Source organism: Longimicrobium sp., assembly GCF_036399935.1.
GTDB lineage: Bacteria > Gemmatimonadota > Gemmatimonadetes > Longimicrobiales > Longimicrobiaceae > Longimicrobium.
Genome location: NZ_DASWMD010000044.1, coordinates 46853 through 59055, shown reverse-complemented (window position 1 = coordinate 59055; position 12203 = coordinate 46853). Strand labels below are relative to the sequence as shown.

Here is a 12203-nt window from a genome sequence, read left to right as displayed (position 1 = left end):
CCCGCGCATTCTTCAGCGTCCCCCGGCGAGTGCTCCCTGCAGGGAATCCAGCGCCGGCCGCAGGGCCTCCCAACGCGGCGGTCCATCCCGGGGGAGCGCCGTTTGGACACGCTCCAGCGCCTGCGCCGCAGCCGGGTTCCGGGCCGTCAGACGCCCGGCGGCGCGCGGCACCGCGTCCGCTTCGCGGAAGAACTCCTGGTCCTGTGCGCGAGCGGCCAAGCGAGCCGCTTCGGTCCACGCGCCCAAGCGCAGGTAGTCCCTGCCCAGGCTCTCGGACAGGCGCTCCGTCGCCCGCGACAGCAGGGGCTGAAGCGAGTCGGCCGGGGCGCCGGCGCGGCGCGAGAGCTGGCGGAAGGGGCTGCCCGGGCCCGCCCCGCGATCGTACCGGCTGCGGATGCGATCCGAGAGCAGGCGGGTGTTGGAGGCGTCGCCCGCGCGGACCGCCACGGCCAGGTCCACCAGGAGGGCGCCCGCGCGTACCGCTCGTGCATGCCGCTCCTGGCTCTGCGTGTCGCCGCGCGAGGAACTGCCGAGGGGCTGCCACCCCGGTGGCAGCCCCTGGCCCGGGTTACCCAGGCGCGCCGCCAGGCGCACCGGGTCCGCCGCCGCGGGCACCCCCTGCCTCGCCGAAAACGTGGCGCCTAAGGCGATCACCACGACCCCCGCCGCGAGCCCCCCCCATCGCGTGGCACGCCCCCAGCGTGGCGCGCGCGGCCGGAGCGTGGGCGGCAGGACGGCTGCAGGCACCCGGGCCGGCGCGGAGCCGGCCGGCGCGGCCGCCGACGCGTCCTGCGCCTCCAGTTCGCGCAGCACCGCCGCGGTATCGGCGAACACGTCGTAGTCCTCACCGGACTTCACGAGCAGCGCCAGCACCTCCTGCCGCTGCCGCTCGTCGAGCTTGCCGTCGAGGAGCGCGGCCACCCGCTCGTCGTCGTTGCTGCGCTCCATCACCGTGGCCCTCCTGCCGTGGATGGACACCCCCACCTGCATTGGACGGACGCGCACGCGGAAAGTCCCCATCGGCGCGTCATGCCGCCCCCCGCTCTCCCAGGACACCCAGCACGTCCGTGTATCCGACGCCCTCTTCCTCCAGGTACCCCCGCAACTTCAGGCGGATGCGGTCCACTCGACGGTAGAGCGGCTTCTGGTCCAATCGCAGCGCCCGCGCCACGTCGGCCAGCGATCGTCCATCCTGAAAGTGCAGCCGGGCAATGGCGTGGTCCTCCGTCTCGAGCCGGGCCATCGCCTTCTCCAGGGCGCCGATCACCCTGCCGCGAAGCGCCTCGGCTTCGGCGGCGGCGACGTGCTCGTCGGCGCGGTGCGTTCCCTCGACTCCGCCCAGCACCAGGTCTGCCCGCACCTCTACCGGACGCAGCGGCAGCCGCGTGGGGAACTGCGCCAGCAGCCGGCTCAGCTCGAAATCCGACAGGGTGGTGCGCCCGGCCGTCCTCAGCTTTTCCCCCGCCTGCTCCAGCCGGTACCCGTCGCGGTACACCAGGGCTTCCAATTCCTTCCCCAGCTGTCCCAGCCGCTCCGCCGCCGCCGAGGGCCGCCACCGGCCCCCCTGCTCGCGCTGGTACTCGTAGAATTGCCGCGAGACGACCGTTGCCAGGTACGTCTTGATGTTGCTTTCCCCGCGGAACCTGCGGATGGCCGCATAGTCGTCGTCCATCAGCTTCAGCTTGATCCAGGCCGCGAATTCCTCGGCTTCGGCTCCCCACATGCCCTGCTTGCTGCACACCATGGCAGCCACCCGCTCGATCCAGCCGAGGTGCTCCAGGAACAGGTGCTCCGAGTGCTGCCGGTCAAGCATCGCCGCTGGGGCCGAAGGATCACGCGAAAAAACATTCGTACCTGGCCCCAAACTATCGGCTCGGCCCACCCGCATCAACACACCCCCACACCCCGCCCGCCACCGCCCGAACAGCCCGGAGGGGAAATCCGCAAGCCAGGGCCGACTGATGCTCGGCACCGCAGAACACCCCGCTCCGCCCCGCCCTGGCGGCGGCCGGGGACGGAACCATCCACGCCGCACCCACTGGTACCATGGCCTTCACCCTCCGCATCACCTTCTCGGGGCTCTGCCTGTTCGTTCCCGAGCCCGCCGGCCGCAACGGCACGGGCCGCATGCACGTGCTGATGCCCGGAATGTTCGGGCACGAGCACGGAATGGAACGCCACGTTCCCGTGGTGTCGTACGACGCGGGATACCTGGTGCAGGGCGGGCCCTCGCTCGGGGTTCCGGCGCTGGCATCGCTGGCCGGCCTGACGTTGGCCCCGGTGCCCGGCCAGGCGGCCAGCACAGCCCTGTGCGGCCACATCGTGGACCTCAAGGACGTCACCCGGCGCCCGGTGGACCCCGACCACCTGGGGACCGATTCCAAGAAGAAGCTGGTATCGCGGATTACGCTGGGCGCGGGAAAGATCACGCGCGTGTCGCCCGGAGTGTGCTGGGAGTGGCGTCCCGGCGAGTTCCGCCCCATCGCGCACCGGGTGGAGTGGGAGATCCCCGGGGTGGAGGGAGACCGCCTGGAACTGGTGGGCCAGCCCCTCGGGGGCGGCGGCGTGCCCAAGCGGCTGGGAACCCTCTTTCCCCGGGACAGCCGCATCAGCCTGGACGTTCTTCACGACACGCCCCAGGAGCTGCCGCCGGTACCGATGCCGATGGATCACGGGACGCCGCCGGAGCCGGGCGACCCGCCCAAGCACTTCTCCGCCTACTACGGGGTGTTCGGCGGGCCGGTCCCGGTGGTGCTGCCCCGGTACTGGGGCGCCCTGGCCGATGCTCCCCCGCTGGCCAACGGGTGCGCGGAAATTCCGCCGGAAATGGGCGGCAGGCCGTACACCTGTGTGATGGCGGGCGTGTCGGCCTGACGTATCAGCATTCCGCTCGAAGGAAAAGGCAATCGCTCACAGGGAGAAGCAAACGACATGTCACGGGCCGTTTCCATTCACATCGGAGTCAACCGGCCGCGGGGGCGCCACGCCGGCCGGCCCCTGCAGTACGCCGAGAGTTCCGCCTGGCGGATGGCGGAGCTGGCCAGCCAGGCGGGGTTCGGCTCCATCCTGGTGCTCCGCGGCCGCGAGGCCACGGCGCAGGCGCTGCACGAGGCACTGGCGGGGGCCGCGCAGACGCTGAGCGGGGGTGACCTGCTGCTCCTGTCGTTCTCGGGGCACGGCAGCCAGGTGCACGACTGCAGCCGGGACGAAGGGTTCGGCTGGGACGAGACGTGGTGCCTGGCCGACGAAGAGGTCCTGGACGACAAGATGGCCGGGTACTGGCGGCTGTTCGACGCCGGCGTGCGCATCGTGGTGGTGTCCGAAAGCTGCTACGGCGGAGGGATGGGCCGGGACGACGACGGTGCGCCTCCGGCCACGCCCCGGCACCGCCCGCCGGTGATGCGCGACGGGTGGGGGACCGCGCGCGGCTTTCGGGCAGAGCCGGAGATGGAGGCGGCGGCACCGTGCATCGCCTCGGCCCCGGCCGACGACCTGGGCATCCGCGCGAGCCTGCTGCTGATCTCCGCCTCCAGCGAAGACCAGGTGGCGCGCGACGGGCTGTTCACCCGCTACCTGCTGGACGTCTGGAACGACGGAACGTTCCGCGGCAGCTACTGCGACCTGTACCGCCGCGTTCGCAAGCACGTGATGGACGAGACGTGCAGCCAGGAGCCGCAGATCCTGATGCTGGGCGCGCCCGACCTCGCGTTCCCCATGGAGCGCGCCTTCCGCCCGGGCGAGCGGGCACCCGCCACCCGCGGGGCGCCCGTCTACCGGTAACCGGCGTTTTCCACCGCGTCGGGCGGCATCATCGCAGGACCCTTCATGATCGGCGGCTTCATATCGAGCGGGGCAGGCTCCTTCGGGCGCCTGCCCCGCCGCACATCGCGCCACCAGGCGGGTATCATCCCCCGTTCCCGTCGTTCCGAAGGCCCGGATCTGCTCCGCCCATGATCGCTCGATCGATTCTCCTGCTCTCCCTGCTGCTCGCCGGCTGCGAGCCCCCGCCGGAGCGCGGCGCCGAAGCCGGCACCGCGCCGCCCGCCGCCGCCCGCACGCTCGCCTCCGCGCTGGCCGTGGAGCGTGGAGACACCGTGCTGCTGGCCCGGGCCCTGGCGCGCGCGGCGGAGCTGCCGAACCTGCGCGGCATCGTCGTTTCGCAGCGTGGGCAGATCGTGCTGGAACGCTACACCGGCGGCGCGGGCGCGGACCGGGTGACCAACGTGAAGTCCGCGTCCAAGAGCGTGCTTTCGGCGCTGGTGGGCATCGCCATCGCCGAGGGCCACATCCGCGGCATCGACCAGCCGATCTCCGACTTCTTTCCCGCGTACTTCGCCCGCCCCGGCGTAGACCCGCGGAAGCGCGGCATCACCGTGGGCCACCTGCTGTCGATGCAGTCGGGGCTGGAGTCCACCAGCTTCAACGAGTACGGCGCCTGGGTCGGCAGCCGCCACTGGGTGAACGCCGCGCTGGACCAGCCGATGGTGGACGAGCCCGGCGGGCGCATGCTGTACAGCACGGGGAGCACGCACCTGCTTTCCGCCATCCTCACGCGCGCCACGGGCCGGAGCACCTGGGCGTACGCCAACGAGAAGATCGCGGAGCCGCTGGGCTTCCGCATCCGCCCCTGGCAGCGCGATCCGCAGGGCATCTTCTTTGGCGGCAACGACATGTACCTGACGCCGCGCCAGATGCTGCGCTTCGGGCAGATGTGGCTGGACGGCGGCATGTACCGGGGTCGGCGGATCGTCCCCGAGGCGTGGGTGCGGGAAAGCGTGAAGCCGCGGACCACGTCGCCCTTCAACGGGCACGGCTACGGGCTGGGATGGTGGAGCCGCGAATCCGGCGGGCGGCGCGTGTCGTTCGCATGGGGGTACGGTGGACAGTACGTTTTCGTGGTGCCGGGTCTGGAGCTGGTGGCGGTCTTCATCTCGCGGTCCGACGGCCCCCGCGCACCGGGCCATCTTCCCGCCATCCACAGCATCGTGGACGAATTCCTGGTTCCCGGCGCCGCGGCGCGGATGTTCGCGCCCGCCGCCGGGGTATCGTGAACGCGGGTTCCCCCCAACGCTGACGAGACCCATGCACCTGAGCCCCATCGAAAACCCATCCAGCTCGTGGCTGAAGCTGGCGTACAAGGCGTCGGCGAAGCGGTTCGGAAAGGTGATCGGCCCGCTGAAGGTGATCTACGCCCGCAAGCCGGGGCTGATGTTGCTGGCGCTGCACATCCAGCGCACGATGGAGCACGGGCTTTCGCTGGAGCCGTCGCTGCGCCGGCTGGTGCAGACGCAGGCCGCGCGGCAGAACGGCTGCACCTTCTGCGAGGACATCACGCTGGCCGAGGCCATCCGCCAGCGGGTGGGGGCGGAGAAGTTCGCGGCCCTCGCCAATTATCGCACGAGCCCCGTCTTCACGGAGCGGGAGCGCGCCGCCCTGGCCTTCGTGGAGGAGGCGACGATGCACCGCTCCGTGTCGGCGGAAACCGTGGCGGCGCTTCGGGCCCACTTCAGCGAGGTGGAGATCGTGGAGCTCACCTGGCTGAACGCGGCCGAGAACTACTTCAACCTGCAGGCGGCGGTGCTGGGCATCGAGTCCGACGGGCTGGCGGCGCTTGCGTCGACGCCCCGGAAGGGCTGAATCGGCCTGCGGGGACCGGTCGCGGCGGTGCAGGCGCTCACGGCCCGCACTTGGGGCAGCGCGCGAGCAGCTTTCCGTCGGTCGGCAGCTCGCGGGCGAGCCACGCGCGCAGGGCAGACTTGGTGTCGGCGCACACCTGGCGCGCGCCCTTTGCCCCCAGCCGGCCCGGGTGCACGTCGCGGTCTACCTCCGGGCACGTCGCGCGGTGCAGCAGCGGCGCCGAGCGGGTGCGCACCGCCAGCACGAACCCGTCGGGGTGCGTATTGAGCCACCAGCCGTATTCCGCGTCGTCCGCGAACTCTTCCGTCGCGGTCATCGGATCGGGTGAATCGGTCATTCGTATCCAAGGTAAGGACCAGGCAGATTCGGGGATCCCGCAATCGGACTCCGCGCCGTCACGCCGGCGTCGCCGCGCCGGCCGGGTCCTGGCCGTAGTAGCTCGAAAGCTCGTCGTACAGCTCGGGATGGCGCGTGCGCAGCTGCACCGGGCGCTCGAAGAAGCACTCGCTGGCGACGGCGAAGAACTCGGCCTCGTTGGTGGCGCCGTACTGGTCCAGCAGCGTCTTGCGCCCCGTGCGCGCCGCCTTGCGCAGCGCCAGGTAGTGCTCGCTCAACACCCGTGCCCACGGCGCATAGAACGCCAGGCGCTCCAGCTCCGGGGTGCCGTCCGCGGCGCCGTCTTCCTGGTCAAGCTGGTGCGCGAACTCGTGCAGGATCACGTTCTTGCCGTCGCGCGGATCGGCGGCGCCATGGCGGGCGCTGTTCCACGACAGCACCACCGCCCCGTGCCCCCACGACTCCCCCAGGTGCACCGCATCGTGTTCCCGCACGATCTCGCCGGCCCTCTCCTCGCGCGGCACCTTGTACGCCGAGGGATACACGACGATGGACCGGAGCCGCGGATAGTAGTCGTCATCGTCCAGGCGCAGCAGGAGGATGCAGGCCTGCGCGGCGATGGTGACGCGCACCTCGTCCGTCATCGCCAGCCCGCCCGCGCCCTCGAAGTTCTTTTCCGCGACGAACACCAGCACCCGGCGGAGCAACTCGTCCCGGTCAGCCTCGAGCAGGCGGGCGAACATCGGGACGTTGCGCTGGATGATCGCCAGCCACGCCGGCGGAAACGGCTGCGCCTGGATGCGCGCGCGGCGGCGCCTCTTCAGGAATCCGAACACGATGAACCCTGGTGTGCGGGGCGGATGGAGGCCTGCGCGGGGCGGTGATCAGCGGCGGCGCGCATCCGGCTCCACGCGCATGGACGCGACGACGTCGCCCTCCATGATGCCATCGACCACCTCGATCCCCTCGATCACCTCGCCGAAGACGGTGTACTCGCGCACCAGCCGGGGATTGTCCTTGAGGTTGATGAACCACTGCGCGTCGCCCGTGTCGTGCCCGCGCGTGCTCATGGCCACGGTGCCACGGGGATGCGCAACGGTGCCGAGCTCGTCGCGCAGGTAGTGGTGATGGCCCACGTACTCGTTGGTGCCCGGGGCGCCGCCCTGGATCACGAAGTCCGGCTCCACGCGATGCCAGTTCCCGCCGTCGTAGTAGCCGGCGCGGACCAGTTCCATGACGCGAGCCGCCATCATCGGCGCCACGTCGCCGCGCAGCCGCACCACGAACGAACCGCCGCCCGCGTCGGGGGACATCGTCACGCGGACGCGTACGTCCTGGCCGAGCGCGAGCGCCACCGCGTCCGGCGGGAGATCGAACCACCGCGCGGGCGGGCGGTCGTCGCTGGCGGGGCGCCCGGCGGCTTCGAGCAAGGCCACGCGCACGTCGCGCTCCGACTCGTTCGCGCGCCGCACCCATCGATCGAACGCGGCGTTCGCGGCCTCGCGCACGCCCGGCGCGGGGGAGCCCTTCAGCGCGATGGCGGCGGCGCGGACGGCCTGCGCCTGGTCGCCGTTCAGCGCGGCCAGGTACACGTCGTCCGCCGCGTGGCCCACCAGCTTCGACAGCGCGTCGATCGCCGCCTCCTGCACGTTGCCGTCCGGGTCGCGCGCGAGGGTGCGCAGGCGGGCGGTGTCGGCCTGGATGGCTGCGGCGCGCGCGGCGTAGAGGCGCACGTGCCAGTCGGAATGCGTGGCGAGCCCGCCGAGCCGCGCGCGCGCCTGCTCCGGAGCGATCCGCGCGAGGGCGAACATCGCGTGGGCGCTCGCGTGCCATGACACGCCACCCGCGGGGCGACGGCGTGTGTCGCCCGGCAAAGAATCCACCCATGCGGTCAGCACGCGCACGAAGGCTGGATCGGCGCCGCACGCCGTGTCCGCCACGGTGGCGGCGCGGAGGCGCACGTGCCACACGCTGTCGTCCAGCGCGGCCCGGAGCGCTCCGCAGTCCGCACGCTGGGCGGCGAGCGCACGGTAGCGGAGGCGCCACGCGGGCTCGGGCCACGCGGCAGGCGCGGCGACCGACGGCAGCGAATCGCGCGCGGCGAAGAGCGGGTCGCGGATGCGCCCCAGCGCGCGGCGGGCGATCAGCCGAACACGCGGATCGGTGTGCCGCAGTCCGGACGGGATCGCCATCGTGGAGTCACGCCGGTCTTCCGCGACCAGGATGCGCCCGATCAGCGCCGAGTCGGCGCGCGACTGTGCGAATCCCGGTGCGGGCGGGAGCAGCAGGAGCAGGATCCAAAGCTTTTTCATCGATCGAGAACCCATTCCGGGAGGCGCTTGCGGGGAGGAAGGAGCGCCCCGGGGCTCACTCCGGCTGCCACAGCTCGATCGCGTTTCCCTCCGGATCATGGATGCGCGCGAAGCGGCCGACGCCTGGCATGTTCCACTCAGGCTTGGTGATTACCTCGATTCCCGCCGCGCCGAGCGTCGCGCACAGGCCGTCGAGATCGTCCACGCGCAGGTTGAGCATCCACTGCCGGTCCGCGGCAAAGTAATCGGTGTCGGCCTTGAACGGCGCAAAGACGCTGGGCCCGGCCTGTGTGTCCCACGAGCCGTACGGCGCCGACCCCACGCCGAGATGCTCGGCATACCAGGCCTGCAATGCCTTCGGATCCTTCGCGCGGAAGAAAAATCCGCCGATCCCCGTTACGCCCATTCTCGCCTCGTCGTTGAGTTTTGAAGATCCCGCCGCCCAATCCGGTCGGTCATCCCGTCCCCGTGCTGAACCTCAGTGTAGCGCCGCGGATGGTGCCGTCGCGAGGTCCACGCCGGAATCCGCGGTGGCCAGGGCATCGTGGCGCCCGGCCGGCTCGCGCAGCAGCTGGTAGATGATGATCGCGCCGAACGTCGCGGTGCCGATGCCGCCGATGGAAAAGCCCCCCAGCTTCAGCACCAGGTCGCCCGTGCCGATGATCAGGGTGACCGAGGCCGTCACCAGGTTGCGGTTGTTGGAGAAATCCACTTGGTTCTGCACCCAGATGCGCGCGCCGGTGACCGCGATCAGCCCGAAGAGCACCAGCGACAGCCCACCGAGCACCGGGCCCGGGATGGTCCCCACGAGCGCGCCGAACTTGGGTGACAACCCCATCACCACCGCCGCGACCGCCGCCACCACGAAGATGAGCGTGGAGTAGATGCGCGTCACCGCCATCACCCCGATGTTCTCGGCGTACGTCGTTACGCCCGTGCCGCCGCCGGACCCAGCCACCATGCACGCCAGCCCGTCGCCCAGGAACGCGCGGCCCAGGTAGCGGTCCAGCGACTCCCCCGTCATGGCGCCCACCGCCTTCACGTGCCCCAGGTTCTCCGCCACCAGCACCAGCGCCGCCGGGGCGAAGAGCAGCGCCACGTCCCAGCGAAAGACGGGACGCGCAAAGTTGGGAAGGCCCACCCACGCCGCCTCGCGCAGCGCCGCGAAGTTCACCGCCGGCCCGAGCCCCATGCCGTTGGCCAGCACCAGGTACAGCAGGTAGCCGATGACGCCGCCCAGCAGAATGGGCACGCGGCGCAGCAGTCCGGGCGCGTAGACGGCCACGGCGCACGTCGCCAGCACCGTCGCCAGCCCGATGGCCGTGTCGAAGCCGCTGCCGCTGATGCCGCGCACCGCCACGGGCGCCAGGTTCAGCCCGATCACCGCCACCACCGCGCCGGTGACCACGGGGGGCATCAGCCGCTCGATCCACCGGTATCCCGTCGCCATCACGATCAGGCCGATGATGGCGTACAGCGCTCCCGCCGCGATGATGCCGCCCAGCGCCACGCCGATGTTGGGATTGGGACCCTTGCCGGCGTACCCCGTGGCCGTCGCCGCGACCGCCACGAACGCGAAGCTGCTGCCCAGGTAGCTCGGTACCCTGCCGCCCACCACCACGAAGAAGAGCAGCGTTCCGATCCCCGAAAAGAACACGCTGGTGTTGGGATCGAACCCCATGAGGATGGGCACCAGCACGGTGGCGCCGAACATGGCGAACACGTGCTGCACTCCCACAACCAGCGTCTGTCCCCAGGGCAGGCGCTCCTCGGGGCCGATCACCCCGCCGGCGGCGGGCGTCCAGCGTGGGAAAAAGCTATCGCGTGCGGGCGGGGGCATGGCCGGGCCGGTGTGGGGATGTGGACGGGGCAGGGCGGGAGGCAACAAACAAGCACACCGGAGGCGGCCCGCGCAAGACGGATCGCCCTTCCGCCGGCACGGACGCCCTCGCCGGTGGCGCCGTGGGAATGCGGGTGAAGGACAAAACGTAGACAGCCGGGTTTGCGGCCGTCCTGGAAAGTGGCCGCGGAAGGTTCCTTACGAGCCAAAGCCCAGGCCAGGCTCTGGATGTCCGGAGCCGGAACGTTTCTCACGGCCAGTTTACGGCCAGCGCGTGGTCAACCCTGTAAACCATTGCAGTTGGCGCACTTACGCAGAATTTTAGCATTGCGGAAGCGGGCCGGCTTCTTTACATTGGCATCGTGCGGTACACGATGCGTCGAGCCAGCTAGTGCCCTTTTCACAAACCTTTTCGGACCTAATGTATTATTTGAAGTGCGTTTATCCCAGTGAAGGAAAGGAGGTCGCGGTACCATAGGCCGACGCCTTCAGGAAGCAGAAGGGCCCGCGGCGCCTGACGGCGCTGCTCCGATCCAGCATCCATCCATTTGCACGAGAAAAAGACATGTCGAATTCAAGTAGCTCCATCGCCAGCACGGCGGCTCAGCAGGCGTTCGTGACCGCGCTCGAAGGCAAGGTCAACAGTACCTTTTCCAGCCAGCTCGATGGCGAGTTCTCCGTGGTCGGCTACCCCGCCGGCTTCCACTGGGGCATCCAGTTCGGTCCCAACAACTTCTACAACCAGGCCGCTCTCAACGACCTGGACCTGCAGCTGGAGATGGCGAGCAACGGCGTGCTCGCCCTGGGCGGCTCCAACTTCTCGACGCTGTACATGCAGGTGCTCAACAACGTGACCTACGTGATCTCCGACGCGGACAACGCGGTGATCCAGCAGCAGTCCCAGGCCGCCGCGTCGCAGATCTCGTCCGTCATCACGGAGTGGGAGAACAACTTCGGCACCATCAGCTCCACGCAGATGGCCACGGCGGTGCCGCCCACCAAGCTCGGCTACATCGAAACGCAGGTGCAGACCCTCTGGGGCGGGGACATCAGCAAGATTCCCAGCTCGCTCGCCACCTTCGAGAACGCCTACCAGAGCTACCAGCTGGCCGCCGCGCAGATGAACACCATCATGCAGGCGTCGGCCGCGGCCAACACCAGGCTGGCGGCCGCCAAGGCGAATACCCAGAACCCGACGGCGTCGAACGGCGGGCTGCAGACGGGCGCCACCGCCTTCTACGTGGGGTACGTGGGGATGCCCGCCCAGACGGTGATCAACAGCGGGCTCCAGACGTCCACGAACCAGGTGTCGGTCAGCCTCAGCCTCAGCGACTTCAGCGGGTCCTCCAGCAACCTGTCGGTGAACGGAGGAGCGCAGGGAACCCTCGACGTCGCCGACATCTTCACCGTCTCGGTGGGAGGCTCGGCCTCGTTCGACCTGTCCAAGTACACCTCGTCGTCGTCGTCGGTCACCATGACGATCACCTACCCGGGCATCACCATCGTGCCGGCGGCACCCCTCAACCTGAACGGGGCCGGGCAGATGGGGTGGTACGACAACCTGATCCTGGCCGAGGCCGTGAACAACATGGGGAAGGGCAGGCAGGTCACGGGATACCAGGTGCAGGGCAGCCAGTTCCCCGCCAGCTTCTTCGGCCCGGGCGGGGGCTTCTCCCGCCTCAAGACGTACGTCATCAGCCAGATTCCCACCACCTCCATCACCTTCACGAACGCGGACAGCAGCCGGGTGCAGTCCGATTTCCATGAGCAGTCGTCGGTCTCGGTCGACCTGTTCGGCTTCATCCCGATCGGCGGCGGGTCGCAGAGCTACTCGGTGCAGAGCGTCGATGCCTCTTCGTCGTCCGGCTCGGTCACGGTCATGCTGGCGCCCGCGGTGCAGCAGGGCACCGTCCCCTCGAACCAGGCCACCGCGTTCGTGCTCGGCGGTGTGGCCTCGTACCCGCCGAACAACGGCTGATTCACGCCGCGGCCGGTGACCGGCGGCCCGCGTCGGGCCGACGATGTCGTACTCGCGCGCGGGCGACGCCCCAGCTCGCGCGTGAGGTACGGCGCCGTAC

General features: G+C 70.2%; 12 protein-coding genes. 5 read left to right on the top strand and 7 right to left on the bottom strand.

Annotated elements, in window-relative coordinates:
- Positions 1-12: 12 nt before the first annotated feature.
- Both VGB24_RS13930 and VGB24_RS13925 read right to left on the bottom strand, forming a co-directional pair.
- On the bottom strand, positions 13-1005 hold the full coding sequence (locus tag VGB24_RS13930; protein WP_331073555.1) for a hypothetical protein: 993 nt from the start codon (positions 1003-1005) through the stop codon (positions 13-15).
- A 22-nt stretch (positions 1006-1027) separates the two neighbouring features.
- Positions 1028-1813 (bottom strand): sigma-70 family RNA polymerase sigma factor, encoded by a 786-nt coding sequence (locus VGB24_RS13925; RefSeq protein ID WP_331073554.1) that lies wholly within the window; start codon positions 1811-1813, stop codon positions 1028-1030.
- 233 nt (positions 1814-2046) lie between these two features.
- Between VGB24_RS13925 and VGB24_RS13920 the strand changes: the two genes are divergently transcribed.
- The 4 genes from VGB24_RS13920 to VGB24_RS13905 all read left to right on the top strand — a co-directional run bounded on the left by VGB24_RS13920 (position 2047) and on the right by VGB24_RS13905 (position 5637).
- The gene (locus tag VGB24_RS13920; protein WP_331073553.1) at positions 2047-2874 is read left to right on the top strand and encodes a hypothetical protein; all 828 of its coding nucleotides are present in this window, start codon (positions 2047-2049) and stop codon (positions 2872-2874) included.
- Positions 2875-2931: 57 nt separating this feature from the next.
- On the top strand, positions 2932-3780 hold the full coding sequence (locus VGB24_RS13915) for a caspase family protein (RefSeq protein WP_331073552.1): 849 nt from the start codon (positions 2932-2934) through the stop codon (positions 3778-3780).
- 170 nt (positions 3781-3950) lie between these two features.
- Positions 3951-5051, top strand: a complete 1101-nt coding sequence (locus tag VGB24_RS13910) for a serine hydrolase (protein ID WP_331073551.1) — start codon at positions 3951-3953, stop codon at positions 5049-5051.
- Positions 5052-5082: 31 nt separating this feature from the next.
- Positions 5083-5637 carry a carboxymuconolactone decarboxylase family protein gene (locus VGB24_RS13905; protein ID WP_331073550.1) on the top strand — a complete coding sequence of 185 codons (555 nt, stop codon included), beginning with the start codon at positions 5083-5085 and terminating at the stop codon, positions 5635-5637.
- A gap of 37 nt (positions 5638-5674) precedes the next feature.
- Here the strand turns inward: VGB24_RS13905 and VGB24_RS13900 are convergent, their stop codons facing one another.
- The 5 genes from VGB24_RS13900 to VGB24_RS13880 all read right to left on the bottom strand — a co-directional run bounded on the left by VGB24_RS13900 (position 5675) and on the right by VGB24_RS13880 (position 10125).
- Positions 5675-5953, bottom strand: coding sequence for a hypothetical protein (locus tag VGB24_RS13900; protein ID WP_331073549.1), 279 nt, complete (start codon positions 5951-5953; stop codon positions 5675-5677).
- A 79-nt stretch (positions 5954-6032) separates the two neighbouring features.
- Positions 6033-6809, bottom strand: a complete 777-nt coding sequence (locus tag VGB24_RS13895; RefSeq protein WP_331073548.1) for a M90 family metallopeptidase — start codon at positions 6807-6809, stop codon at positions 6033-6035.
- 48 nt (positions 6810-6857) lie between these two features.
- Positions 6858-8285 (bottom strand): peptidylprolyl isomerase, encoded by a 1428-nt coding sequence (locus VGB24_RS13890; protein ID WP_331073547.1) that lies wholly within the window; start codon positions 8283-8285, stop codon positions 6858-6860.
- A gap of 55 nt (positions 8286-8340) precedes the next feature.
- Positions 8341-8691 carry a VOC family protein gene (locus tag VGB24_RS13885; protein WP_331073546.1) on the bottom strand — a complete coding sequence of 117 codons (351 nt, stop codon included), beginning with the start codon at positions 8689-8691 and terminating at the stop codon, positions 8341-8343.
- Positions 8692-8763: 72 nt separating this feature from the next.
- Positions 8764-10125 carry a solute carrier family 23 protein gene (locus tag VGB24_RS13880; RefSeq protein WP_331073545.1) on the bottom strand — a complete coding sequence of 454 codons (1362 nt, stop codon included), beginning with the start codon at positions 10123-10125 and terminating at the stop codon, positions 8764-8766.
- Positions 10126-10690: 565 nt separating this feature from the next.
- Between VGB24_RS13880 and VGB24_RS13875 the strand changes: the two genes are divergently transcribed.
- Positions 10691-12103 (top strand): hypothetical protein, encoded by a 1413-nt coding sequence (locus VGB24_RS13875; protein WP_331073544.1) that lies wholly within the window; start codon positions 10691-10693, stop codon positions 12101-12103.
- Positions 12104-12203: the final 100 nt, after the last annotated feature.

Bases quoted from the DNA above. Each gene is read 5' to 3' on its own strand.
- VGB24_RS13925 (WP_331073554.1), bottom strand. From the start codon at position 1,813: ATGCTTGACCGGCAGCACTCGGAGCACCTGTTCCTGGAGCACCTCGGC.
- VGB24_RS13920 (WP_331073553.1), top strand. From the start codon at position 2,047: ATGGCCTTCACCCTCCGCATCACCTTCTCGGGGCTCTGCCTGTTCGTT.
- VGB24_RS13915 (WP_331073552.1), top strand. From the start codon at position 2,932: ATGTCACGGGCCGTTTCCATTCACATCGGAGTCAACCGGCCGCGGGGG.
- VGB24_RS13910 (WP_331073551.1), top strand. From the start codon at position 3,951: ATGATCGCTCGATCGATTCTCCTGCTCTCCCTGCTGCTCGCCGGCTGC.
- VGB24_RS13905 (WP_331073550.1), top strand. From the start codon at position 5,083: ATGCACCTGAGCCCCATCGAAAACCCATCCAGCTCGTGGCTGAAGCTG.
- VGB24_RS13900 (WP_331073549.1), bottom strand. From the start codon at position 5,953: ATGACCGCGACGGAAGAGTTCGCGGACGACGCGGAATACGGCTGGTGG.
- VGB24_RS13890 (WP_331073547.1), bottom strand. From the start codon at position 8,285: ATGAAAAAGCTTTGGATCCTGCTCCTGCTGCTCCCGCCCGCACCGGGA.
- VGB24_RS13885 (WP_331073546.1), bottom strand. From the start codon at position 8,691: ATGGGCGTAACGGGGATCGGCGGATTTTTCTTCCGCGCGAAGGATCCG.
- VGB24_RS13880 (WP_331073545.1), bottom strand. From the start codon at position 10,125: ATGCCCCCGCCCGCACGCGATAGCTTTTTCCCACGCTGGACGCCCGCC.
- VGB24_RS13875 (WP_331073544.1), top strand. From the start codon at position 10,691: ATGTCGAATTCAAGTAGCTCCATCGCCAGCACGGCGGCTCAGCAGGCG.